A 25058-nucleotide genomic window follows, 5' to 3' on the forward strand; every position below is an offset into this window, starting at 1 on the left:
CACCCTTTTTTTAAAGAATCAATAGGTATTACATACCAATAACAACTATCGGGAGGTTTCTTTCAATGGCAGTTACAGCAGCACAAGTGAAAGAGTTACGTGAAAAAACAGGCGCAGGAATGTTGGATTGTAAGAAAGCGCTTGAAGAAGCAAACGGTGATATCACCAAAGCAGGCGAGTTGCTTCGCGAGAAAGGTCTTTCTGCTGCAGCTAACAAAGCAGGCCGTATTGCTACAGAAGGCGCTGTAGAATCTTACATTCACGCAGGCGGTAAAGTTGGCGTACTTGTTGAGATCAACTGTGAAACTGACTTCGTTGGTAAAACAGAGCAATTCCGTACTTTCTGCAAAGATATCGCTATGCATATCGCAGCGGCTAACCCGACTTATGTACGTCGTGAAGAAGTACCAACAGAAGCTTTGGAGAAAGAAAAAGAAATTCTTCGTAACCAAGCTTTGAATGAAGGCAAACCTGAGAAAATCATTGACAAAATGGTTGAAGGTCGAATTGGGAAATACTACGAAGAGTTCTGCTTGATGGAGCAACAATTCGTTAAAGATCCAGATAAAACGATTGACCAATTGTTGAACGAGAAAATCGCTGCAATCGGTGAGAACATCTCCATTCGTCGTTTCGTACGTTTCGGCCTTGGTGAAGGTCTTGAGAAAAAACAAGAGAACTTTGCGGAAGAAGTTATGTCCCAAGTTAAACTATAATAGGCATTTAAAAAAGATGGAACACTTGGTGTTCCTTCTTTTTTAGCCCATAAGAGAGAGCTTTTCATGCATTGAAACGGAGGTTATACAAGTTGGGTCAACCTTTTTATAAAAGAATAGTGCTAAAATTGAGCGGCGAAGCTTTGGCAGGACAGCAGGGTTATGGCATTGATTCGGAAGTGATTACTTCCATTGCCCAACAGGTAAAAGATGTTGTGGAATTAAATGTAGAAGTCGCTATCGTTGTAGGCGGTGGAAACATTTGGCGTGGTATCGCAGGCAGTGAGAAGGGGATGGATCGTGCGACAGCCGATTACATGGGTATGCTTGCAACAGTCATGAATTCATTGGCTCTGCAGGATGCGCTTGAGAATCTGGATGTGCCTACGAGAGTCCAATCTTCAATTACTATGCAGCAAGTGGCTGAACCATACATCCGAAGAAGAGCAATGCGTCACCTTGAGAAAGGTAGAGTTGTTATCTTTGCGGCTGGGACGGGGAATCCATACTTCTCAACGGATACAACGGCAGCTTTAAGAGCAGCTGAAATTGAAGCAGAAGTTATTCTCATGGCCAAAAATAAAGTGGATGGCGTATATTCGGCAGATCCATTCAAAGATCCAACAGCGAAGAAATTCGAGACGTTAACCTATATGGAAGTTATCAGCAACAATCTTGGTGTCATGGATTCCACCGCATCTTCCCTTTGTATGGATAACAACATCCCGTTAGTGGTGTTCAATATCACAGAAAAAGGGAATATCAAACGCGTGGTCCTTGGCGAGAAAATAGGGACTACAGTTAAAGGGAGTGTCTAAATCATGCCACAATCAGTAAAAAAGAATGCAGAAGATCGGATGGATAAAGCCATTGGCGCCTTAAGAAGAGATTTAACTTCTCTTCGTGCAGGTCGCGCTACGCCATCTTTATTAGATCGCATCCAAGTGGAATATTACGGAGCGATGACACCTGTGAATCAACTTGCGAATTTAACAACACCGGATTCACGCACTTTACTCATTCAACCATGGGACAAAAGTTCAATGACGTCGATTGAGAAAGCGATTATGAAGTCAGATTTGGGATTAACGCCATCTAATGACGGCTTGGTTATTCGAATTGTCATTCCTGCTCTTACAGAAGAGCGTCGTAGCGACCTTGTGAAAATGACGAAGAAATTTGGCGAGGAAGCAAAGATCGCTATTCGTAACATTCGTCGTGATGCAAACGACGAGATCAAAAAGTTAGAAAAAGCAGGGATTTCCGAAGACGAATCCCGTAAACATCAAGAAGATATCCAAAAGTTCACGGATAAATTCGTAGCTGAAGTTGAGAAAGTTTTGGCTGCTAAAGAAAAAGAAATCATGGAAGTATAAGATAGATATGCCCCCGGGTATTCGCTGGGGGTTTTTCATCTTTCCCTAGTTGGGAGGAACAACTGTGCTCAAGCTAATTAAGAAATGGTTAGGAATTAATGGTAAGTCTGTTTCTTCAGCTATACCAGCTATCGAATTAGATAAAGTGCCAGCACATGTCGCTATTATTATGGACGGAAACGGTCGTTGGGCTAAGCAAAGAGGCTTGCCTCGTGTAGCAGGGCATCATTCCGGGATGAAAAATGTTAAGAAAATTACGATGGCTGCAAATGAGATCGGTGTTAAAGTGTTAACGATGTATGCTTTTTCAACGGAAAATTGGAAAAGACCGAAGGAAGAAGTTGAATTTCTGATGAAACTTCCTCAAGAATTTTTTCCCTTAGAAATCGAAGAGCTGATCGAAAACAATGTTCGAATCCGTATGACGGGTTGGAAAGAAGGCTTACCTGACTACACACTCAAAGCCATTGAGGGAGCTATCGAACGGACGAAAGATAATACAGGCCTCATTCTGAACTTTGCCTTAAATTACGGTGGACGTAAAGAAATGATCGCTGGTGTTCAGGATATGATTCGTGATGTTCAAAATGGCAAACTACAAATCGAAGATTTGGATGAGGCAAGTTTTTCTTCCTATATGTTAACTTCGGATTTACCAGATCCAGACTTGTTAATTCGAACTAGTGGTGAGCTTCGACTAAGCAACTTTCTTCTTTGGCAATTAGCATATTCGGAGCTTTGGTTTACGGAGGCGTACTGGCCGAAATTCACGGAATCATTATTTATGCAAGCAATTGCAGAATATCAGCGCCGCGGGAGAAGATACGGAGGTATCTAATCACTTCGTATGCTTCCGGCGCGTGTTCATCTAGGGGGATTCATCTTGAAGCAAAGGATCGTCACGGGAGTCATTGCCGGGCTCGTATTCATTACGTTATTAGTATTAGGTGGTTATTGGTATGCTGGGTTAATCGTGTTGCTGTCAATTATTGGCTATCGTGAATATATGCAAATGAACGGCTTCACGAAGTATAAATTAACAGCGGCTGTTGGTTTAATCTCCTTGTTAACCTTAACGGTGCCGTGGGAAACGTTTGGTGGTTCACTTCCCGTTTCTTCGACGGCCATTATTTGGCTGACGATGTTTGTCTTGCTTTTCATCACAGTCGCTTCAAAAAATATGATTACAATAGATCAGGTTTCTATTATTCTACTTGGTGTTATTTACATAGGTTTTGGATTCAATTATATGATAACTACACGCTTGGCGGAGCATGGCTTATTTTGGTCAATCGTTGTGTTTGTATGTATTTGGGCTTCGGATTCAGGAGCTTATTTTGTCGGTTCGAAGCTGGGGAAACATCCTCTATGGCCTCAAATCAGTCCTAAGAAGTCCATTGAAGGAGCTATCGGTGGTGTCGTTATTTCGATGATTGCCGCAATAGGTTTCGCTTTGTATGCACCGGATATGCTTGGAATTGGCAAGGCAGTGTTGCTTGGCTTCGTAATTGCTGTTGTTGGACAAGTCGGTGACTTAATACAGTCGGCATATAAGCGAGTTAAGGGCATTAAAGATACGGGAACCTTACTTCCCGGTCACGGTGGTGTACTAGATCGAATGGATAGTTGGCTTATCGTATTTCCATTTATTCATTGGCTTGGAATTCTTACTCACTAATAGTCATAGACGAGGTGGAATAGGATGAAACGGATTGCCATTCTGGGTTCAACAGGGTCTATCGGTACACAAACCTTAGATATTGCCCAGCACGCCCCAGATAAATTTCAAATTGAAGCATTATCTGGTGGTTATAATAGTCAACTATTGATTGAACAGGTTAAAAAGTTTCACCCAAAAGTTGTATCGATAGCGACCAAGGAGCTGGCCGACGAAGTTTCCAAACATGTTTCGTCATCTACCAAAGTGGTATATGGTGAAGAGGGGTTAATGGAAGTTGCTGCGTCAACAGATGCAGATCTAGTAGTCACAGCGTTGGTAGGGAGTCAGGGGCTTAAGCCTACAATGGCAGCGATTGAAGCTGGCAAACACATTGGTCTTGCAAATAAAGAGACGCTTGTGAGTGCAGGCCATATTGTAAAGGATGCTATTCGTCGTAAAGGAGTGTCTTTACTGCCTATTGATAGTGAGCATTCGGCTATCTTTCAATGTTTGAATGGAGAGAATCACTCGCAAATTGCGAAAATAACACTTACTGCTTCTGGTGGTTCGTTCCGAGATCGGACGCGCGATGAATTAGAGGGCGTAACGGTCGAACAAGCTCTCCAACATCCGAATTGGTCGATGGGTGCTAAGATCACCATTGATTCCGCGACGATGGTCAATAAAGGTCTTGAGGTCATTGAGGCTCATTGGTTATTTGATCTCTCCTATGACCAAATTGATGTCCTTATTCATCCCGAAAGTGTCATTCATTCCTTTGTAGAATTTGTTGACAATAGTGTTATCGCACAGCTTGGTAATCCGGATATGCGAGTTCCTATACAATACGCTCTAACTTACCCTGACAGATATCCGACGCCGACCAATCGTCTTGATTTGGCTGCTATCGGAAAGCTTCATTTCCGCGAGATGGATTATAATCGGTATCCTTGTTTACGAATGGCCTTTGAAAGCGGCAAACAGGGGGGCACTTCCCCTACGGTTTATAATGCAGCGAATGAAATCGCTGTTGCGCGCTTCCTCAAAGGTGAGATTACGTTTTTGCAAATTGAACAGATCATTGAGGCTGTTTTGCAAAAACACGAATCCCATTCAAACCCTCATCTAGACGTCATTCATGAGCAGGATATTTGGGCAAGAGCCTTTGCATCATCCATTCTATTTTAATTTCATGAGAGCTTAGGTCAGCGAGGTTGGCTCGGCTCTTTTTTCAATCTATCCCCTAGGCGCTTTATAAAGTAAAGTCTAATTCAAACTCCCAGTTCGTATACTGTGCTAAAAGAGCATAGCTTGTATTCAGCAGTTCAATAATGTTAATCTAAGAACATGCTGTCCATAAGTGGATGCCTAAAAGGCAGGTTTTCAAACGAAAACATTATGGTTTTTGCAAACATAGGTAAGTTTTCTGAAGAAAACTCGAAGGAGGAAATACGACTTGTCAGCCATAGAAGTTGGATTGAAGGTTATTTTGTTGTTTTTCGTTCTCGTTACGATTCATGAATGGGGTCATTTTTACTTTGCGAAACGTGCAGGCATCTTAGTTCGAGAATTTGCAATTGGCTTTGGACCCAAAATTTTCTCATATAAAAAAGGGGAAACTCGCTATACCTTGCGCATATTGCCGATCGGTGGATTCGTTCGGATGGCAGGTGAAGACCCCGAAATCGTCCAAGTGAACCCCGGACAAACGGTGGCGGTTAAACTTAATAAACAAAACCAAGTGTCATCTTTATATCTTGATCAATTAGATCGACGCTCGAATGTAATCATTGGAGTCGTGGAACAAATTGATTTAGAAAGAACGCTTCAAGTGTCACTTGATGTTGATGGAGAACGTGTTACTTATCCCATAGATCCACAAGCTATGATGGTGACCAAGGGGACGGAAACACAGATTGCTCCATATGATCGTCAGTTTGGATCGAAAACGGTTGGCCAGAGAGCAATTGCTATTGTGATGGGGCCTGTTATGAACTTCATACTCGCCATTGTGTTGTTCTTAATCGTGGTTATTATGTCTGGCGTATTTACGAACGTTAAGCTTGATTCCGTGCTTGCAGGTAAAGCAGGCGAGAAGTCGGGACTCCACAAAGGAGATATCATCATTTCGATTGATAATCAGCCGATTGGTGATGACCGCGAGAAGCTTGTCACCTCCATTCAATCATCTGCCGGAAAGCCGATGACCTGGGTTGTGGATCGTGCAGGAAATCCAATTACACTTCAAGTTACACCCGAAATGGAAGCAGGGGCTGGTAAGCTCGGCGTAGTCATTTCTGGAGATCGCAGAAGTGCTACCTTTAGTGAAGTGATAACTGGCACCTACGAACAAGTCGTTGGAACAACGATTGGCATCGTGACTGGTTTAAAGAAACTTGTTATGCTGCAGTTTAAATTGGATGATCTTGGCGGACCAGTCCGGACTGCTCAAGTATCCGCTGAGTTTGCCAAAATGGGAATAACTTACTTAATCTCGTGGGCAGCCACGTTAAGCTTGTATTTAGGTATATTTAATCTCCTGCCTATTCCAGCTTTAGATGGAAGTCGACTTCTATTTATGGGTCTAGAGGCATTACGCGGGAAGCCAATTGATCCGAATCGAGAAAGTATGGTTCATTTTGTTGGTTTTGCACTGCTCATGCTGCTCATGGTGGCAGTTACTTACAATGACATTTTAAGATTAATTAAGGGATAGTCCTAATCGCGTAGGAGGGTTTATGTCAAACGATAAACAGTTTGTTAAAGAGATTACACCACAGGGAGAGGATTTCTCCCGTTGGTACATAGATGTGATCAAGAAAGCTGATTTAATGAGCTATTCGCCAGTGCGCGGCTGTATCGTGTTTAAACCGGATGGCTTTGAAATTTGGGAAAACATACAACGTGAACTAGACAGCAAATTCAAAGAAACGGGTCACCGGAACGCGTATTTCCCTTTATTTATTCCAGAGAGTTTTTTCCAAAAGGAAAAAGAACACGTGGAAGGCTTTAATCCAGAACTGCCTTGGGTCACTGAAGCAGGGGGAGAGAAGCTCGAAGAACGTCTAGCTATTCGCCCAACATCAGAAACAATGATTGGTCACATGTATTCGGAATGGATCAACTCCTATCGCGATCTTCCGCTTTTGATTAATCAATGGGCTAACGTCGTTCGATGGGAGAAGCGCACATTGCCGTTCCTTCGAACTACGGAGTTCTTGTGGCAGGAAGGTCATACGGCTCATGAAGATGAGCAGGATGCTCGCCGCGAAACGATGCAAATGCTGGAGGTATACCGCCAATTTGCGGAAGATTTCTTAGCGATCCCAGTCATTGTTGGGCAGAAGACGCCTTCTGAGAAGTTCGCGGGAGCTGTTGATACGTTCTCCATTGAAGCGATGATGAAAGATGGGAAAGCGGTGCAAGCAGGGACCTCTCACTATCTGGGGACGAATTTTGCTGTCGCTTTCGATATCAAGTTCTTGGACCGTGAAAATCAGCATCAATTTGCTCATACAACTTCATGGGGAGTTAGCACTCGACTCATCGGTGCACTTATCATGGTACATGGCGATGATCGTGGATTGGTATTGCCGCCTAAAGTTGCCCCTACACAAGTCATCATGATTCCGATTGGTCCGCCAAAAACACGTGAACAGGTGATTGGACGGGTAGACGAATTGTATGCTGAGCTTAAGAAGGCTGGCGTTCGCGTTAAAGTGGATGACCGTGCCGACCAAAGCCCAGGTTGGAAATTCAATGAATATGAAATGCGCGGTGTACCGATTCGTGTTGAATTAGGGCCTCGCGACATGGAAAATGGACAAGTTGTTCTTGTTTCTCGAGTAACCGGGGAGAAGAAAATAGTTCAACAAGCGAATTTTGTCGAAGAAATTCAAAATTTACTTGCTGAGATTCATCAGCAGATGTATGATAAAGCGAAGCAGTTCCGTGACGAGCATTACATAGCGGTGGATTCCATTGATGAGTTCAAAACGTTCTTGGAGACCAAACGCGGATTTGCTTTAGCTGGCTGGTGCGGCTCTAACGCTTGTGAAGAGCAAGTGAAGCAAGAAACGGGTGCAACAAGCCGGAATATTCCTTTCAAACCTTCTGAAACAAAATCAACATGTCTGGTTTGCGGCGATGCTGCTAAACATACGGTCGTTTTTGGCCGAAGTTATTAATTACAATCAAGGGCAAATGGAAGCAACAATTCCATTGCCCTTCGTATTTTTATGGGGAGGCTGTTCATGAGTAATTTGGCTGATAAACGGAATCGCTTTGAGCTTTTGATGCAGCAAGCCGAGATTCCAGCCGAGATGATGCGCTCATTTTTTGCAGAAGGGTATATCGATCAAGTAGAAATTAGTCGAAAAAATCGCGACTGGACCTTTTATTTGGTGAAAAATGAAATAGTGCCTCAGAATATTTATCGCTCCTTTTGTAAAATGATTCAAGAGAAGTTCGCTCAAATTGCGAAGATTCGTTTTATCTGGAAATTTGAGCAAGCAGAACCCGCAGTTTTGGTGGATGAATACTGGAGCCTCTTTATGGAGTGGCTGCAGCGTGAAGTAGCATCAATTAATGGCTGGATGTCGAAAGCTAGGTTTGAGGTACAAGGTCATACGCTAACGCTCATTATGTTAGATCAGATTGGACTTGAACTTGCTAAAAAGAAAAATGTAGATATGTTCATACGGAATTTTTTTCATAATTTTTTTCAAACCGAATTAAATGTAAAATATGCGATTAGTGATTCTACCGAGATCGAAGCGGAATACGAGAAATTTGCGAAGCAGCGCGAGCAAGGCGAGAAGACCATCACCCAAGAAATCATGATGTCCATCGACATGGAAGAAGAAGAATCCTCATTGCCTGATACGGATCTCAAGCTTGTCATGGGCATAGATATCAAAGAGGTGCCAACACCTCTGAAAAACATTCAAGAAGAAGAGAAGAAAGTGACGGTTCAAGGTACCGTATTTGGACTAGACGTCAAGGAATTGAGAAATGGAAACACGTTATTTACATTTAACCTGACCGACTTTACTGATTCTTTGGCGATGAAGGTATTTGCGAAAACCAAAGATGATGTGAAGATTATGAGCTTGCTTGCAAATGGAACATGGATTAGAGCTCGAGGCAAGGTCGAGTATGATCGTTTCATGCAAATTCCTGAACTTGTCATGATTCCAAATGACCTGTATGAAGTCATGGCTCCTAAGGATCGGATGGACGATGCAGCTGAGAAGCGTGTTGAGTTCCATCTTCACACAACCATGAGTACCATGGATGCATTAACACCGATCGATCAATATGTGAAAATGGCAGCAAAATGGGGCCATAAAGCCATCGCGGTTACTGATCATAGTAACATTCAATGTTTCCCTGATGCAGGAAAAGCAGCAAAAAAGCACGGAATTAAAGTGATTTATGGTGTGGAAGCCAACGTTGTGAATGACTCTGTTCCTATCGTGATGAATGGTCGGGATATGGATCTGAAGCAAGCAACATATGTGATATTCGACGTAGAGACAACGGGACTTTCTGTTACTAATAACCGAATTATCGAGCTTGCAGGCGTTAAAATGCAGGACGGTAAAGAAATTGAGCGGTTTGCAACGTTCATTAATCCTCACGAGAAAATTCCTTATAACATTCAACAATTGACGAATATTAACGATGATATGGTAAAAGATGCACCTGATATCGAGGAAGAGCTTCCTAAGTTCATTGAGTTTGTTGGTGATTGCGTTCTCGTAGCCCATAATGCACGATTTGATATGGGGTTCCTTCAAGCGAATTTGAAACGTATGGGATTGCCGGAGGTTACGAACTCCGTTCTTGATACCCTGGAGCTTGCTAGATTTTTATTCCCTTCCATGAAGAATCATCGATTGAATACTTTGTCTGATAAATTCAAGGTAGGCTTGGACAACCATCACCGCGCGATTGATGACTCTATTGCATTAGGTTTTGTTTTATATCATTTGATTAACGAGGCTAATGATCGACAAATAACGAATCTTGCTAAATTGAATGATTATGTAGGAAAAGATTTGTCAAATCAGCGCCCTTTCCATTGCTGTGTTTATGCACTAAATGCCGTTGGGAAGAAGAACTTATTCAAACTTATATCCTTATCCCATACAACCTATTTACAACGCTCCGCAACAATTCCCAAAAGTGTGCTGGTTGAATTAAGAGAAGGTCTTCTTATCACGTCTGGCTGTGAAAAAGGGGAATTCTTTGAAGCTGTACTTAATAAATCGATCGAAGAAGCTGAGCAAGTGGCCGAGTTTTATGACATTCTTGAAATACAACCTGTGAGCTATAACATGCATTTGGTTGAAAAAGGTCTCGTTGGCAGCGTCGAAGATTTGGAAAATGCAGTACGACGTGTATGTGAAATTGGTTATAAGACTGGTAAACCGGTTATTGCTACAGGGAACGCGCATTATCTGAATCCTCGTGAGAAAGTATGCAGAGATATTGCCATTAATGGAATTACTGGGTTTAGTCCACTTAAAGCTATGAAAAAACCGGATGCTCATTTCCGTACAACCAAAGAGATGCTGGAAGAATTCAAGTTTCTTGGTGAAGAAAAGGCACTTGAAGTTGTCGTGCGCAGTACGAATGACCTGGCAGATAGGTTCGAAGTCATTGAACTATTCCCGGATAAGTTATTCACACCCATCATCGAAGGGGCCGACGAAGAAATTCGGACGACCTGTTATAATACAGCGAAGGCTATGTATGGGGATGAACTTCCGGAAGTCATTATTGCTCGGCTTGAGAAAGAGCTTGTTCCGATTATTAAGTTCGGTTTCTCTGCCAACTATTTGATTTCCGAACGTCTTGTGAAAAAGTCGAATGCGGACGGTTATCTCGTAGGTTCAAGGGGATCCGTTGGGTCTTCGGTTGTTGCGATGATGTTAGGTATTTCCGAGGTTAATCCGCTGCCTCCTCATTATATTTGCGCATCTTGTCAGCATAGTGAGTGGTTCCTGGACGGGAGCGTTCCGAGTGGATTCGATCTTCCGAACAAAGTTTGCCCGAATTGCGGCGGTAATTTAAAAGGTGAAGGTCACGACATTCCGTTTGAGACGTTTCTTGGCTTTAAAGGGGACAAGGTTCCCGATATCGATTTGAACTTCTCAGGTGTTTATCAACCGGTTGCGCATAATTTTACGAAAGAAATTTTTGGTGAGAAAAATGTATTCCGTGCGGGTACCATCGGTACTGTCGCCGAGAAGACGGCATTCGGATTCGTAAAAAAGTACGAAGAAGAGCAAGGCCAGAAATGGCGTGGTGCTGAGATTAGCCGATTGGCTGCTGGCTGTACAGGGGTTAAGCGAAGCACGGGGCAGCATCCCGGCGGCATTGTCGTAGTGCCGGATTATATGGAAGTTGATGACATCACACCCGTTCAATACCCGGCTGATGATAAGAATTCGGAATGGAAAACGACCCATTTTGATTATCATGCTTTCGATGCCAATTTATTGAAACTTGATATTCTAGGACACGACGACCCGACGATGATGCGGATGCTGCAAGATTTAACCGGTGTTGATCCAACGACCATTCCTATGAATGATGCGAAAGCGATGAGTATTTTCAACTCGACAGAAGCGCTTGGGGTCAGACCGGATCAAATCCGATCTCCTGTAGCTACTTATGGTGTTCCGGAGATGGGAACCAAGTTCGTTCGTCAGATGCTTCAGGAAACGCAGCCAAGCTCTTTTGCCGACTTATTGCAAATATCGGGATTATCCCATGGAACAGGCGTTTGGCTTGGAAATGCACAAGAGCTTATTAAAAAAGGGATTTGTAACATTAAGACCGTTATTGGCTGTCGGGATGATATCATGCTCTTCTTGATTTATAAAGCAGGAATGGATGCAGGTCTTGCCTTCAAAATCACGGAGAGTGTACGTAAGGGTAAGGGGCTTACAGATGAATGGAAAGATGAGATGAAACGTTGTAATGTGCCAGCTTGGTATATTGAATCTTGTGAACGGATTGAATATATGTTTCCAAAAGCGCATGCTGCTGCTTACGTTATCTCTGCTGTTCGTACAGCATACTTTAAGGTGTATCATCCTATTGCCTACTATGCGACATACTTTAGTGTTCGTGCAGCGGACTTTGATCTTGAACTTCTTTGCCAAGGGTATGATGCCATTCTTAAAAAATTGATTGAGATTGAAGAGAAAGGCTTCCAGGCGCTGCCGAAGGAGAAAGCGATGGTATCCATTCTTGAAATGTCACTCGAAATGACGTCGCGTGGCTTCAGTTTCAAGCCAATTGACATTTATCGATCGGATGCGACACGGTTTATTATCGAAGGTACGTCACTTATCCCGCCATTTGCGGCAATGTCAGGTATCGGAGATAATGCAGCCAGAAATATTGCCGCTGCCAAAGAGGAAGGCGACTTCCTCTCAATCGAAGATTTCCAAAATCGATCCAAAGCCTCAAAGACGGTCATCGAGATGCTCAGCTCGATGGGGTGTTTCCGCGGACTGCCGGAATCGAATCAATTGTCTTTATTCTAAGCTTCCGAAGGTAGTTTTCTAAAAAAAACTTTCAAGTTAATGCTTCCGAAGTGAGTTTTCTAAAGAAAACTCTGAGCTGTCAAGTGAAAATGATTAACAAGTTTGCTATTGTAATGCAAAGAATGGTTATGGTATAATTTTTATTGGCAATAATGAGGATATCATCTTGTGATTAAAGAGTGGGGAAACCCACTCTTTACATTTTGATATAGGACTTTTCGGAATATGATAAAGGAAAGTCAATTTAGGAGGTACATTTATCTGTGGCTACACAAGCGCAAATCAAATCCGTCATTGAGGACATGCTGAAGGATTTCATTGAACAAAATGGATTTGAACTCGTGGATATTGAATATGTCAAAGAAGGCAGCAACTGGTTCCTTCGTGTCTATGCAGACAAAGAAGGCGGAATTGATATAGATGATTGCGGCCGCATCAGTGAATACTTAAGTGTTCAATTGGATGAGAAAGATCCTATTGCTGATGCCTATTTCTTGGAAGTTTCTTCACCAGGCGCGGAACGTCCGCTTAAGAAGACACAAGATTATCACAAGGCTGTGAATAGTCATGTATTTGTTACCACCTATGAACCGATAGACGGTTCCAAGGAATTTGAAGGTTTGCTGCTTTCCTTTGACGAGGAAGAACTCGTTATTGAAATTGGCAAAAAGAAAATTATTATCCCGTTCGCTAAAGTAGCAAGCGCTCGTCTAGCTATCGTTTTTTAGTGACCGTTACTTATTGAAAGGGGGGACTCAGTTCAAATGAACACGGATTTTATCGAAGCGCTGTCGGAAATTGAACGTGAGAAGGGTATCTCAAAGGAGTTACTTATCGATGCAATTGAAGCAGCGATGATTTCAAGTTATAAACGTAATTTCAACACTGCACAGAATGTGCGAGTTGATATCAATCGCCATACTGGCCTCATCAAGGTATTTGCTCGTAAAACCGTAACTGAGGAAGTATTAGATCCAAGATTGGAAATTTCACTTCACGCTTCTCGTGAGATTAATCCGAATTACCAATTGGAAGATATCGTTGAAATTGAAGTGACTCCTCGTGACTTCGGACGTATTGCTGCACAAACTGCCAAACAAGTAGTGACTCAGCGTATTCGTGAAGCCGAGCGTGGCTTAATTTATAATGCTTTTATCGATAAGGAAGAAGATATCGTTACAGGTATCCTTCAGCGCCAAGATCAACGTAACATCTATGTAGACTTGGGTAAAGTTGAGGCAGTGCTGCCTTTGACTGAATTGATGCCTACAGATAAGTTCAAACAAGGCGATCGGATTAAAGCGTATATCACGAAAGTGGAAAATACGACGAAAGGACCGCAAATCATTTTATCCAGAACACATCCAGGACTGTTGAAACGTCTTTTTGAACTGGAAGTGCCTGAGATCTTTGATGGTGTGGTTGAAATTCGTTCGGTTGCGCGTGAAGCTGGTTTCCGATCCAAAATTGCTGTTCATTCCCGCAACGCTGAAGTCGATCCAGTAGGATCCTGTGTGGGACCTAAAGGATTACGTGTTCAAACGATTGTAAGCGAACTGCGCGGCGAGAAGATAGACATCGTACGTTGGATGGAAAGCGTGGAAGAATACGTAGCCAATGCGCTAAGTCCTTCCAAAGTGCTTGAAGTGCAAATTCATGAAAATGAAAAAATGGCGCGTGTCATTGTACCTGACTATCAGCTTTCTCTGGCGATTGGAATCAAAGGGCAAAATGCTCGTCTTGCTGCCAAATTGACAGGTTGGAAAATAGACATCAAAAGTGAAACACAAGCCGAACAAGAATATGGCAGAGTGAAAACTTATTCAGAAGAAATGCACCAAGATTCTGTGAGTGTCGATTAAGTTTTTGTACGGAGCAAGGGGTGATCGGAATGAAGCAGAGAAAAATCCCTCTGAGAAAATGCGTGGCCTGCCAGGAAATGATGCCGAAGAGGGACTTGATCCGCATCGTCAAAACGCCTGAAGATGAAATTCTCATTGATCTTAAAGGGAAAAAGTCAGGGCGCGGTGCCTACCTGTGCGGTAAAGTTTCTTGTTTTAAATTGGCGAAGAAAAGTAAAGCCTTGGATAGAGCGCTGAAGCATGCCGTTGGTGCTGATATATATGACCAACTGGAGCAAGACTTCATTCGTGTCGAAGATGAATTCCTCTCTTCTAAAGAGGAGGAGTCTGAGGATGAATCCTAAATTTCTATCCCAATTGGGCTTGGCGATGCGGGCAGGGAAACTAGTTACCGGTGATGAAGGTGTGTTTAAAGCGATTCGCTCGGGTGAAGCCAAACTTGTCATTATGGCGGAGGATGCATCCGCTAATACACGTAAGAAATTTCAAGACAAATGCCAATTTTATGGGATTAAACTCATGGAAATAGGTACGAAGTATGAATTGGGCCGCAGCATTGGGAAAGAAATGCGTGTCACCATAGGTGTATTGGACGGAGGCTTCGCGCAGATGCTGCAGAAGAGTCAAGATAATCCTGCGGAGGTGAAACATATTGACCAATAAACAAGACAATAAAGATAAGACTCGCGTATACGAATACGCAAAACAACTCAATATGAGCAGCAAAGAAATTATAACCATCCTCAAACGTCTGAATATTCCCGTTAACAATCATATGAGTGTAATGGAAAATGACGCAGTTAGCAGTGTAGAAAAGTTTTTTAGAGATATTAAAGCCAATGCGGCTGCCAAACGAGCAGCTACGGACGGAGGAAATGTGAGTTCATCTACGACGAATCAGAATCCTGCAACGCAGGCTCCAGCACAAGAGAATAAAGGTGCAGCAACACCGGATTCGAAGCCAGTTGCTTCAGAACCAACGAACAGCACAACTACCAATGGCGCTGTAACAGCGCCTCAAGGACAATCTACGCCTAATACGGCTAGTCGTCCTTCTCAGCCTGGGCGCGATCAACGCCCAAGTGGTCAAGGCTCATCGCAAGGCGGACAACGTCCAAACAGTCAGGGCCAAGGTGGACAACGTACAGGTTACCAAGGATCCAATCCAGGCGGACAACGTCCTAGCGGCCAAGGCTCCAGCCAAGGCGGACAACGTTCGGGCTATCAAGGATCCAATCCAGGCGGCCAACGCCCAAGTGGTCAAGGCTCCAGCCAAGGTGGACAACGTACAGGTTATCAAGGATCTAACCCGGGTGGCCAGCGTCCAAGCGGCTCAACTGGAGGCTATAATAGCCAACGTCCAAGCGGCGGTCAAGGCTACAGCCAAGGCGGCCAAAGCGGAGCTCCACGTACGAATAGCAACTATGCAGGTTCACGTCCGAGTCAGGGTACTGGAGGACCGGGAGACTGGTGGTGGACAGAGCGCGAACAGCGGCCGTCCGCAAAATGCAGGCCCTAACCGCAGCGCAGGACCAAATCGTCAGTCTAAACCGTTTGATAACCGCAACAATAATCAAAGCGGAAGACCTGTCATTCAAGAAGCGAAGCCGCAGTTCCACGTTGGAGCAACAGCAGCTGAATTGGATGATGCAGCAGCTAAAGCAGGCGTAATTACAACTAAGAAATCCAAACCAACACCAAAGCGTTTTGATGATAACCGTTCCGGCGGAAATCGCGGGCCTGGTGGACAAAACAGAGGCAATCAACGCGGTAACAACAGAGGCAGATACCAACAAGAAACCGTTAAGAAAGAAAAAATTGACAATACACCTAAGAAAATCATCGTTCGCGGCAGTATGACCGTTGGTGAAACAGCGAAATTACTTCACAAGGATGCTTCTGAAGTTATCAAAAAGCTTCTGTTCTTGGGTACAATGGCAACAATCAACCAAGAGCTTGATTTGGAAGCTATTCAATTGATTGCATCCGAGTTTGGCGTTGAAGTTGAAATTAAGATTAAAGTCGAAGAAGATAATTTCGAGACTTTTGAAGAAATTGACGATGAGGCAGATCTGATTGAGCGTCCGCCAGTTGTTACGATCATGGGGCACGTCGATCATGGTAAAACGACATTACTTGATGCGATTCGTAAAACAAGTGTAACCGAGGGTGAAGCAGGCGGTATTACGCAGCACATCGGTGCTTATCAAGTTGAAGTTAACCAAAAGAAAATCACTTTCTTGGATACGCCTGGTCACGAAGCTTTTACAACCATGCGTGCCCGCGGTGCACAAGTAACCGATATTACAATTATCGTTGTTGCTGCTGATGACGGCGTAATGCCGCAAACCGTTGAAGCTATTAATCATGCTAAAGCGGCAGGCGTTCCGATCATTGTGGCAGTTAACAAGATTGATAAAGAAGGCGCAAATCCAGATCAAATCAAACAAGCACTTACGGCTTATGAGTTGGTTCCGGAAGAGTGGGGCGGAGATACGATTTTCTGCGAAATTTCCGCAAAACAACGGATTGGACTTGAAAATTTGCTTGAGATGATTCTGCTTGTTGCAGAAGTTCAAGAGTATAAAGCTAACCCGAACAAACGTGCTAGAGCGACTGTCATTGAAGCCGAGTTGGATAAAGGTCGTGGTCCAGTTGCCAGAATCCTCATTCAACATGGTACATTGAAAGTCGGAGATAGCTTCGTAGCTGGCGTATGCTTCGGCCGCGTAAGAGCGATGGTGAATGACAAAGGTAAACGTCTGAAAGAAGCGGGTCCTTCAACTCCGGTTGAAATCACGGGTCTTACAGAAGTTCCACAAGCTGGGGATCCATTCCTTGCTTATGAAGATGAGCGGAAGGCAAGAGACATTGCAGATCGTCGTTCCATTGCACTTCGACAATCCGAAATGACGGCAAATTCACGCGTCACGCTGGATGACCTCTTTAAACACATTAAAGACGGCGAGATCAAAGAGTTGAATGTAATCATCAAAGGTGACGTTCAAGGCTCCGTTGAAGCCCTGAAAAGCTCTCTTGAGAAGATCGAAGTCGAAGGCGTTCGCGTCAAAATTCTTCACAACGGTGTTGGTGCTGTTACGGAGTCTGATATTATTCTGGCTTCTGCATCTAATGCAATTATTATCGGTTTCAATGTTCGTCCTGAACCTGCAGCGAAAGCAACGGCAGATCAAGAGAAAGTTGATATCCGTATGCATAACATTATCTACAACGTAATTGAAGAAATCGAGCAAGCGATGAAGGGCATGCTGGATCCGATCTTCAAAGAAGTTGTTCTTGGTCAAGCAGAAGTACGTAATGTGTTCAAAATTACGGGTTCAGGTACAATTGCTGGATGTATGGTTACATCAGGCAAGATTGCTCGTAACGCACAAACTCGCTTGATCCGCAGCGGTATTGTCGTGCACGAAGGCAAAATTGACTCCCTGAAACGATTCAAGGATGACCAAAAAGAAGTGGCACAAGGTTATGAGTGTGGTATATCTCTTGAGCGTTATCATGATATTAAAGAGGGCGACATTATTGAAGCCTTCATCATGGAGTCCGTTGAGAGGTGATGACAAATGGCTAGAGTTCGTGTAGGTCGAGTTGGCGAACAAATCAAGAAAGAATTAAGCCAGATCGTTCAGTCCGAATTGAAAGACCCACGTATAGGTTTCTTGACCGTTACGGGTGTAGAAGTAACGAACGATTTATCCTTAGCACGTGTTTTTCTTAGCGTCATGGGGACAGAAGAGGAGAAAGCAGCGACACTTAAAGCTCTTTCTGTAGGTTCTGGTTATATTCGTTCGGAATTAGGCAAACGAATTCGCTTACGTAAAATTCCAGAGCTGCAATTTAAGTTCGATGCTTCTATTGATTATGGAAGTCATATCGATAACTTGTTGCACAAGCTTAATCAGGAAGGAAATTCAAACGTATGAGCAGTGGAATGAACCATGCCACCGAGTACAGCCAGCAGCTGGCAGCAGCAGCTAAGTTTATCGAGCAGCATGATGATTTCCTGGTGGTATCTCACATCCAACCGGATGGGGATGCCGCTAGTTCTACGTATGCCATCGGTTGGATTCTTCAACAACTGGGAAAATCGTTTACAATGATCAATGAGGGCGCTATGCCCTCAAAATTTTCCTATTTATGGGGAAGTGATCAAGTTCTTGATTTTGGCAAGGAAACTCCTGAAAGACTTTATCAAACCATCATAAGTGTAGATTGTGCTGATTTCTCCAGAATGGGTAGGATCAGCACTCTTTTTGATGACCAAGCACAGCTGCTCAATGTTGACCATCATCCAACGAACGATAGATTTGGTTCCTGCCATCTGATTAAACATGATGCCGCTGCAACTGTTCAAATTTTGTATGATTTAGCCATACATATGAAGCTTGTACCGAATTTGGAGTTTGGTGATTGCATTTACACGGGCTTACTGACAGACACAGGTGGATTTCGGTACTCGAATACCTCGCCTGAGGTCATGCAGATTGGAGCAACGTTGTTATCTCTTGGTGTTCAGGGCTCTGTCATAGCTGAGCAAGTGCTGGAACGAGTCACCTATTCGCAAATCGTTCTTCTGCAGAAAGCTTTATCTACACTTTCATTTGCAAATAATCGTAAATTGGCGTGGCTTGCTGTTTCTCTGGCAGATTTAGAGTTAACGGGTGCCTCAAGCGATGATCTGGATGGGCTTGTCAACTACCCTCGTAATGTGGAAGGCGTAGAAGTGGGCATGCTATTTAAAGAGAAAGCAGTTGGTGTCATTAAAGTAAGTCTTCGCTCATCAGGACTTGTTGATGTTGCTGCTATTGCGCAATCACTGGGTGGTGGCGGCCATGTTCGTGCATCAGGCTGTACAATCCATGGTACACTTGAGGAAGCAGTTGCCAAAATGGTTCAGGAAGTAGGGAACGAGCTAATATGACGTTAGAAGGCATTTTGCCTGTATGGAAACCAGAGGGCTTCACTTCTCATGATGTTGTAGCCAAAGTTAGAGGTATCCTGGGGATCAAACGCATCGGGCACACGGGTACGCTTGACCCGCAAGTAACCGGTGTTTTGCCATTATGTATCGGTAGAGCAACTCGAATGGTTGAATACATTCAGGAACTGCCTAAGGAATATGAAGCTGAGCTCCGAATTGGTCTTTCTACCGATACGGAGGATATGACGGGTACCGTGTTGGAAGAAGTTTCACAGGTGACTTTGGATGAAATGAGGGTCCGTGAGGTTCTTCATTCTTTTGTCGGAGAAATTGAACAGATTCCACCGATGTTCTCGGCGGTCAAGATTGATGGAAAACGCCTCTATGAACTAGCTCGAGAAGGCAAAGAAGTAGAGCGGAAGTCACGTAAAGTGACGATCCATAAGCTAGACATTCTCCATATGGACCTAAAGCAAAAGCATCCAGAAATTCAATTTCGTGCTTCTTGCTCCAAAGGGACTTACATAAGAACCTTATGTGTAGATATTGGCAAGGCTCTTGGATATCCGGCGGTGATGAAAAGTCTGATTCGGACATCGACGGGCAGTATTCGCCAAGAGCAGTGTTTAACATTTGAACAGATTGAGCAAATGAAGGTTCAAGGATTACTGCAGGCGCATATGATTCCTATGGATCAGGCGATTTCACATATCCCATTCATTGAACTATCTGCCGGGGAAGCCGTACATGCACTACAGGGGAAGAAAATAGCTATGACTGCGAATCGGACGGCTCATGCAGATGCATCGCAAACCATTTTCAGGGCTTATTCGCCTGATAAACGTTTTCTTGGTTTGTATGAATGGAACAGCGCTAGCCAAGTCCTGATCCCAGCCAAAGTTTTCCTCTAATTATAACGTCACGGGACAGGTTGACATGGGTAGGTGAAATGAACTTATGCGCATAATACCAATATCATACCCCATTAATATGGATGATTTGGACCTAATAGTAGGAGAGCAAGTAGTGGCGATTGGTGATTTCGATGGTGTGCATTTGGGGCATCAGGAAGTCATTGGACGAGCCCTGCGTACAGCTAAGAAACTTGGGCTGAAGGCATCAATCATGACCTTTCACCCACATCCTAGAGCCGTAATGGGTCAAGATAAATATACGGACCTCATAACTCCGATGAGTAAGAAAATGAAGATGTTTGAATCACTGGGTGTGAACCATACCTACATCGTTACCTTTGATGCCTCTTTAATGCGGTTATCTCCGGAACATTTCGTGGATCAAGTATTGGATCGACTCGGTGTTGAAAGTGTCATATGCGGTTTTGATTTTACATTTGGTTTTCAAGGTAAAGGTACCCCGGATTCGCTCTGTGAGTTGAGTCATGGGAAATTTTCAGTAGAAGTGGTGAGACCCTTTCATATGGATGGCGAAAAAGTTAGCAGTACACTCATTCGTGAATCATTACAGCAAGGGGACATAGAAACTGTCACCAGACTTCTAGGGCGTCCCTATAGTATAAGCGGCATCGTTGTGGATGGAGAGAAGCGTGGGAGAACACTTGGCTTTCCTACCGCCAATATTCAATTGGATGAGTCTTACGTCATCCCTACTAATGGTGTTTATGCGATTAAAGCCTCTGTTAAAGGGGAAACCTATAAAGGGGTTATGAACATTGGTGTAAAGCCTACCTTTAATACCGGAGAATTGAAGCCCTCATTCGAAGCTCATTTATTTGATTTCTCCGAACAAATTTACGGCGAGCATATGAATGTTGAGCTTATTGCTTTCCTTCGACCAGAACGGAAATTCTCATCTCTAGACGATTTGGTTGCTCAAATTAAACTTGACGTCGAGAAGGCCAAAAACAAATTATAACGTTTCAGTTGAAACAAGCATTTACTTCTACTGTGCGATTATGATATACTGAATAACGTTGCCAAAAGGATCTATACCTTCTGGCATGAACCTTAGCTTGGACATGCGCTATCATCGGCGATTTCTAGGCTAGTGGGGATACAATAGAATTTAGGAGATGAACAATCATGGCATTAACTCAAGAGCGTAAAACACAACTGATTCAAACTCACAAGGTACATGATACCGATACGGGTTCACCTGAGGTACAAGTAGCCATCCTTACAGAAAACATTGTCAACCTGACAAATCATCTGCGGACTCACAAGAAAGATCATCACTCCCGCCGTGGCTTGCTCAAAATGGTTGGTCAACGCCGTAAGCTGCTAGCATACGTGAAGAACAAAGATGTGAGCCGTTATAGTGCTTTGATTGAAAAGCTTGGTTTGCGTCGATAAAACCGACAATGAGAAGCAACCTGTTGCTCCTTTGCTGGGCTTGATAAAGCTTTGGCGAAGAATAGCAACGAGGTTGCTTTTTCTTGTATTTTTAAAACGGAAAAAGAAGGAAATACTAGACATTACGCAGAAATAGTGGATAACTCCAGCACAAGGCAATTTTTGAGTACATACGGAGCATAATAGTAAAGATTTCTGATCCTTACTTTCTGTGCATGTTTATCAAACACATATGAATTGAATAGAACAATTCCTTAGGAGGATGTTATGGAGAAAAGGGTACAAATGGAACTTGGCGGCAAACCGTTCATTCTTGAAACGGGTAGGCTGGCCAAACAAGCCAATGCAGCCGTAACAGTACGTTATGGCGATACGGTCGTGCTATGTACAGTAACGGCGTCAAGCGGTCCGAAAGATCTGGATTTCTTTCCGTTAACGGTTAATTATGAAGAAAGATTGTATTCCGTAGGTAAAATTCCAGGTGGTTTTATTAAACGTGAAGGACGTCCGAGTGAGAAAGCAATCCTTGCGAGCCGTTTAACGGATCGTCCGATTCGCCCTCTTTTCCCAGAAGGCTTCCGTAATGATGTGCAAATCGTTTCTATCGTTATGAGCGTAGACCAAGAGTGCCCGCCAGAAATGGCAGCAATGATTGGTACTTCTGCTGCACTAGCAATCTCTGACGTTCCTTTCAATGGCCCTGTTGGTGGCGTAATTGTTGGACGAGTAGATGGGCAATTCGTTATTAACCCAACAGGTGAGACAGCAGAGAAAAGTGATCTTCACTTGACGGTTGCCGGTACCAAAGATGCGATAATGATGGTAGAAGCTGGTGCGAATGAAGTTTCAGAGGAAGTTGTCCTTGAAGCTATCATGTTTGGACACGATGAAATCCGTAAGATCGTTGCGGTGATTGAAGAATTGGTTGAACAAGCGGGTAAACCGAAAATGGAGGTTAAACTTCATACAGTTGTTGCCGAGGTCAATCGTGCTGTTCGTGAATTTGCTCAAGCTAGATTAGTTGATGCGATTAAAATTCCTGAGAAGCATGCTAGACAAGAAGCAATTGATGTGGTGAATGCCGAGGCTGTGGAACATTTTACAGCTTTGTATGCAGAAACTCCTGGTTTACTTGGTGATGTGAAAGAAACGCTTTATGATATCGTTAAAGAAGAAGTACGTCGTTTGATCACGCATGATAAAGTGAGACCAGATGGACGTAAACCAGAAGAAATTCGTCCAATTGATTGTGATATTGATTTGTTGCCGCGTACCCATGGTTCTGGCTTGTTCACACGTGGGCAAACACAAGCACTTAGTATCTGTACATTAGGCGCTTTAGGCGATGTTCAAATATTGGATGGCTTGGATCTTACTGAAACGAAACGTTTCATGCATCACTACAATTTCCCTCCGTTTTCCGTTGGGGAAGCAAGACCGCTTCGTCCACCAGGTCGTCGTGAAATCGGACATGGTGCATTAGGTGAGAGACTCTTGAGCCTATCATTCCTAATGAAGTCGAATTCCCATACACAATTCGTCTCGTATCTGAAGTGTTAGAATCGAACGGTTCCACATCCCAAGCTAGTATTTGTGCGAGCACACTTGCTCTTATGGATGCTGGTGTTCCAATTAAAGCTCCTGTTGCTGGAATCGCGATGGGTCTGATCAAAGACGGAGATCATTTCTCCATTCTTTCCGATATTCAGGGTATGGAAGATCATCTTGGTGATATGGACTTTAAAGTTGCGGGTACAGCTGAAGGGATTACAGCCCTGCAAATGGATATCAAAATCGATGGGATTGATCGCAGCATCCTTCAGCAATCTTTGCAGCAAGCCAAAGAAGGCCGTTTGCATATTTTGGGTAAAATGGTTTCTCGTATTTCTGAGCCTAAAAAAGCTCTTTCCAAATACGCGCCTAAGATTCTTACGATGAATATCAACCCGGACAAAATCCGTGATGTTATTGGCGCAGGCGGTAAAATCATCAATAAAATTATTGAAGAAACCGGCGTAAAAATTGATATCGAACAAGATGGCCGTGTATTCATCGCTTCATCCAATCAAGAGATGAACGAAAAAGCACGTTCAATTATCGAAGGCATCGTACGCGAGGTTATTGTGGGTGAAACTTACCTAGGAACAGTAAAACGCGTTGAGAAATTCGGAGCATTCGTAGAAATTTTACCTGGTAAAGAAGGTTTGGTTCATATTTCACAAATCTCTACAGAGCGTGTAGCTAAAGTAGAAGACGTAGTGAACATTGGCGATCAAATCACTGTTAAAGTAACCGAGATTGACCAACAAGGAAGAGTAAATCTTTCTCGCAAAGCAACATTAACTTCGCAAGTCCCGGCTCAAACCTAAGCCGCGTGACTTGTGAAGTCCCTTTTAAATAGTTTTGGATAAAGAGTCAGATCAATCTGTCTCTTTTTTGCTGTTTAGTCTTACCTGGACATGCCTCGTTCTACTCTTGTCCTTTCCTGCATAAAATCAGGAAATAAGGAAGGGGGATCTGTGTATGCTCCACAAAAAATGGCTTCTGCTTGGAAGTTTTTTTGCTATGGTTCTGCTTACATTGGATGCAATCCCTAGCGTAGGAACTTATATTAACGCAGTGAAGAATAATCAAATTTCATATTTAGCAGACTCCAATTGGATGGACGAAGAAGCACTTCCAGTCTTTGCCTCATCGACTTTGAATTTAAACGAACAAAAGAAGTCAAAGATAAGCATTTTACTAGACACGATTATGAAAGAGGCTGCAAAACGAAAGATTCCCCCTATTAACGCCAAACTTGACCCTGTTTGGAAAGCTATTCCTGGTTACAATGGATTGGAAGTCGACATCGAGGAGACGCTCAAGCTTGCAGAGCATCAATTGACGCCGAATAAAATTAATTATGTAATGAAGGAAGTAGAGCCAAGTATTCAATTGAACGATCTCGGTCCGAATCCGATATATAAAGGGAATCCCAAGAAGCCAATGGCTTCTTTCATGATCAATGTTGCTTGGGGAAATGAGTATCTGCCTAGTATGCTAGAGACTCTTCGCAATGAAAATGTACATGCGACTTTCTTTCTGGATGGCTCGTGGTTGAAGAATAACGTGGAAATGGCCAAAAAGATCCAAAGCGAAGGGCATGAAGTATCTAATCACGCTTATTCGCACAAGGATATGAGAAGTATAACGCGTAGTAAAGCTGTTGAGGAAATTGCGAAAACAGAGGATCTGTTGAAGCAGCAGTTTGGTGTGAAGAATATGCTGTTTGCGCCTCCTTCGGGTTATTTTAACCAAGAAACGATTCAAGTTGCTTCGGAGTTCAATTTGCAAACCGTACTTTGGACTTTCGATACGTTAGATTGGAAGAATCCAGGGTCTGAGCGAATCCTGAAACGGTTATCGACAAGTGTCGAGCCAGGTTCACTTATTTTGATGCATCCAACCCCTTCATCCAAAGAAGCATTGCAAGGTATGATTCGTATCATTAAAAATAAAGGATTGACGATTGGCACCGTATCAGAGCTTTTATCCTCTAAACGTGTTGCTGAAGCGGGCCAAATCGCGAAATAATCGATGAATCAGCTGGAAAGTTGAGTCGTTGG

The 25058-nt window shown here is 43.4% G+C and carries 21 protein-coding genes and 1 pseudogene; all 22 read left to right on the forward strand.

The features are described 5' to 3' along the window. The first annotated feature begins 65 nt into the window (after positions 1–65). Positions 66–716, forward strand: a complete 651-nt coding sequence (gene tsf / locus ACBP55_RS17630; RefSeq protein ID WP_161405824.1) for a translation elongation factor Ts — start codon at positions 66–68, stop codon at positions 714–716. Between the two features lie 92 nt (positions 717–808). Next, positions 809–1534 carry a UMP kinase gene (gene pyrH / locus ACBP55_RS17635; RefSeq protein WP_029195235.1) on the forward strand — a complete coding sequence of 242 codons (726 nt, stop codon included), beginning with the start codon at positions 809–811 and terminating at the stop codon, positions 1532–1534. A 3-nt stretch (positions 1535–1537) separates the two neighbouring features. Further along, positions 1538–2092, forward strand: a complete 555-nt coding sequence (gene frr / locus ACBP55_RS17640; RefSeq protein WP_029195236.1) for a ribosome recycling factor — start codon at positions 1538–1540, stop codon at positions 2090–2092. Between the two features lie 64 nt (positions 2093–2156). Next, on the forward strand, positions 2157–2930 hold the full coding sequence (locus tag ACBP55_RS17645; protein ID WP_464652972.1) for an isoprenyl transferase: 774 nt from the start codon (positions 2157–2159) through the stop codon (positions 2928–2930). Between the two features lie 45 nt (positions 2931–2975). After that, complete coding sequence (locus ACBP55_RS17650) at positions 2976–3770, forward strand: phosphatidate cytidylyltransferase (RefSeq protein WP_464652973.1); 795 nt, start codon at positions 2976–2978, stop codon at positions 3768–3770. 24 nt (positions 3771–3794) lie between these two features. Then, a complete protein-coding gene (locus tag ACBP55_RS17655) occupies positions 3795–4940 on the forward strand; it encodes a 1-deoxy-D-xylulose-5-phosphate reductoisomerase (protein ID WP_464652974.1) in 1146 nt (381 codons plus the stop codon). 268 nt (positions 4941–5208) lie between these two features. After that, entirely contained in the window at positions 5209–6468 is a 1260-nt protein-coding gene (gene rseP, locus ACBP55_RS17660; protein ID WP_173185946.1) for an RIP metalloprotease RseP, read from the forward strand. A gap of 22 nt (positions 6469–6490) precedes the next feature. After that, positions 6491–7939 carry a proline--tRNA ligase gene (proS, locus tag ACBP55_RS17665; RefSeq protein ID WP_464652975.1) on the forward strand — a complete coding sequence of 483 codons (1449 nt, stop codon included), beginning with the start codon at positions 6491–6493 and terminating at the stop codon, positions 7937–7939. Positions 7940–8005: 66 nt separating this feature from the next. After that, on the forward strand, positions 8006–12316 hold the full coding sequence (locus ACBP55_RS17670) for a PolC-type DNA polymerase III (protein ID WP_464652976.1): 4311 nt from the start codon (positions 8006–8008) through the stop codon (positions 12314–12316). A gap of 263 nt (positions 12317–12579) precedes the next feature. Beyond that, positions 12580–13044 (forward strand): ribosome maturation factor RimP, encoded by a 465-nt coding sequence (gene rimP / locus ACBP55_RS17675; RefSeq protein ID WP_029195243.1) that lies wholly within the window; start codon positions 12580–12582, stop codon positions 13042–13044. Positions 13045–13080: 36 nt separating this feature from the next. Beyond that, positions 13081–14178 (forward strand): transcription termination factor NusA, encoded by a 1098-nt coding sequence (nusA, locus tag ACBP55_RS17680; RefSeq protein ID WP_029195244.1) that lies wholly within the window; start codon positions 13081–13083, stop codon positions 14176–14178. A gap of 29 nt (positions 14179–14207) precedes the next feature. Further along, positions 14208–14522 (forward strand): RNase P modulator RnpM, encoded by a 315-nt coding sequence (gene rnpM / locus ACBP55_RS17685; RefSeq protein ID WP_029195245.1) that lies wholly within the window; start codon positions 14208–14210, stop codon positions 14520–14522. Next, positions 14512–14841, forward strand: coding sequence for a L7Ae/L30e/S12e/Gadd45 family ribosomal protein (locus ACBP55_RS17690; RefSeq protein WP_171648885.1), 330 nt, complete (start codon positions 14512–14514; stop codon positions 14839–14841). Before rnpM ends, ACBP55_RS17690 begins: the two co-directional genes overlap by 11 nt. Next, the gene (locus tag ACBP55_RS17695) at positions 14831–15697 is read left to right on the forward strand and encodes a translation initiation factor IF-2 N-terminal domain-containing protein (RefSeq protein ID WP_464652977.1); all 867 of its coding nucleotides are present in this window, start codon (positions 14831–14833) and stop codon (positions 15695–15697) included. Before ACBP55_RS17690 ends, ACBP55_RS17695 begins: the two co-directional genes overlap by 11 nt. Continuing rightward, a complete protein-coding gene (infB, locus tag ACBP55_RS17700; RefSeq protein ID WP_464653335.1) occupies positions 15594–17756 on the forward strand; it encodes a translation initiation factor IF-2 in 2163 nt (720 codons plus the stop codon). Before ACBP55_RS17695 ends, infB begins: the two co-directional genes overlap by 104 nt. 6 nt (positions 17757–17762) lie before the next feature. Continuing rightward, complete coding sequence (rbfA, locus tag ACBP55_RS17705) at positions 17763–18122, forward strand: 30S ribosome-binding factor RbfA (protein WP_029195248.1); 360 nt, start codon at positions 17763–17765, stop codon at positions 18120–18122. Continuing rightward, positions 18119–19120 (forward strand): DHH family phosphoesterase, encoded by a 1002-nt coding sequence (locus ACBP55_RS17710; protein ID WP_464652978.1) that lies wholly within the window; start codon positions 18119–18121, stop codon positions 19118–19120. The genes rbfA and ACBP55_RS17710 overlap by 4 nt, the downstream gene beginning before the upstream one ends. Further along, positions 19117–20031, forward strand: coding sequence for a tRNA pseudouridine(55) synthase TruB (gene truB / locus ACBP55_RS17715; RefSeq protein WP_464652979.1), 915 nt, complete (start codon positions 19117–19119; stop codon positions 20029–20031). Before ACBP55_RS17710 ends, truB begins: the two co-directional genes overlap by 4 nt. 79 nt (positions 20032–20110) lie before the next feature. Further along, positions 20111–21013 (forward strand): bifunctional riboflavin kinase/FAD synthetase, encoded by a 903-nt coding sequence (locus tag ACBP55_RS17720; protein WP_464653336.1) that lies wholly within the window; start codon positions 20111–20113, stop codon positions 21011–21013. 167 nt (positions 21014–21180) lie between these two features. Continuing rightward, on the forward strand, positions 21181–21450 hold the full coding sequence (gene rpsO, locus ACBP55_RS17725; RefSeq protein WP_029195252.1) for a 30S ribosomal protein S15: 270 nt from the start codon (positions 21181–21183) through the stop codon (positions 21448–21450). A gap of 267 nt (positions 21451–21717) precedes the next feature. Then, positions 21718–23819 (forward strand): annotated as a pseudogene (pnp, locus tag ACBP55_RS17730) (polyribonucleotide nucleotidyltransferase). A 154-nt stretch (positions 23820–23973) separates the two neighbouring features. Further along, complete coding sequence (locus tag ACBP55_RS17735; protein ID WP_464652981.1) at positions 23974–25026, forward strand: polysaccharide deacetylase family protein; 1053 nt, start codon at positions 23974–23976, stop codon at positions 25024–25026. The last annotated feature ends 32 nt before the right edge of the window (positions 25027–25058 follow it).

The organism is Paenibacillus sp. WG02 (genome assembly GCF_055396115.1).

Excerpts from the sequence above, each read along its gene's own strand:
- rpsO (WP_029195252.1), top strand. The coding sequence starts at position 21,181 with ATGGCATTAACTCAAGAGCGTAAAACACAACTGATTCAAACTCACAAG.
- rbfA (WP_029195248.1), top strand. The coding sequence starts at position 17,763 with ATGGCTAGAGTTCGTGTAGGTCGAGTTGGCGAACAAATCAAGAAAGAA.
- ACBP55_RS17670 (WP_464652976.1), top strand. The coding sequence starts at position 8,006 with ATGAGTAATTTGGCTGATAAACGGAATCGCTTTGAGCTTTTGATGCAG.
- frr (WP_029195236.1), top strand. The coding sequence starts at position 1,538 with ATGCCACAATCAGTAAAAAAGAATGCAGAAGATCGGATGGATAAAGCC.
- rnpM (WP_029195245.1), top strand. The coding sequence starts at position 14,208 with ATGAAGCAGAGAAAAATCCCTCTGAGAAAATGCGTGGCCTGCCAGGAA.
- ACBP55_RS17710 (WP_464652978.1), top strand. The coding sequence starts at position 18,119 with ATGAGCAGTGGAATGAACCATGCCACCGAGTACAGCCAGCAGCTGGCA.
- ACBP55_RS17720 (WP_464653336.1), top strand. The coding sequence starts at position 20,111 with ATGGATGATTTGGACCTAATAGTAGGAGAGCAAGTAGTGGCGATTGGT.
- ACBP55_RS17690 (WP_171648885.1), top strand. The coding sequence starts at position 14,512 with ATGAATCCTAAATTTCTATCCCAATTGGGCTTGGCGATGCGGGCAGGG.
- ACBP55_RS17655 (WP_464652974.1), top strand. The coding sequence starts at position 3,795 with ATGAAACGGATTGCCATTCTGGGTTCAACAGGGTCTATCGGTACACAA.
- proS (WP_464652975.1), top strand. The coding sequence starts at position 6,491 with ATGTCAAACGATAAACAGTTTGTTAAAGAGATTACACCACAGGGAGAG.
- tsf (WP_161405824.1), top strand. The coding sequence starts at position 66 with ATGGCAGTTACAGCAGCACAAGTGAAAGAGTTACGTGAAAAAACAGGC.
- ACBP55_RS17735 (WP_464652981.1), top strand. The coding sequence starts at position 23,974 with ATGCTCCACAAAAAATGGCTTCTGCTTGGAAGTTTTTTTGCTATGGTT.
- nusA (WP_029195244.1), top strand. The coding sequence starts at position 13,081 with ATGAACACGGATTTTATCGAAGCGCTGTCGGAAATTGAACGTGAGAAG.
- truB (WP_464652979.1), top strand. The coding sequence starts at position 19,117 with ATGACGTTAGAAGGCATTTTGCCTGTATGGAAACCAGAGGGCTTCACT.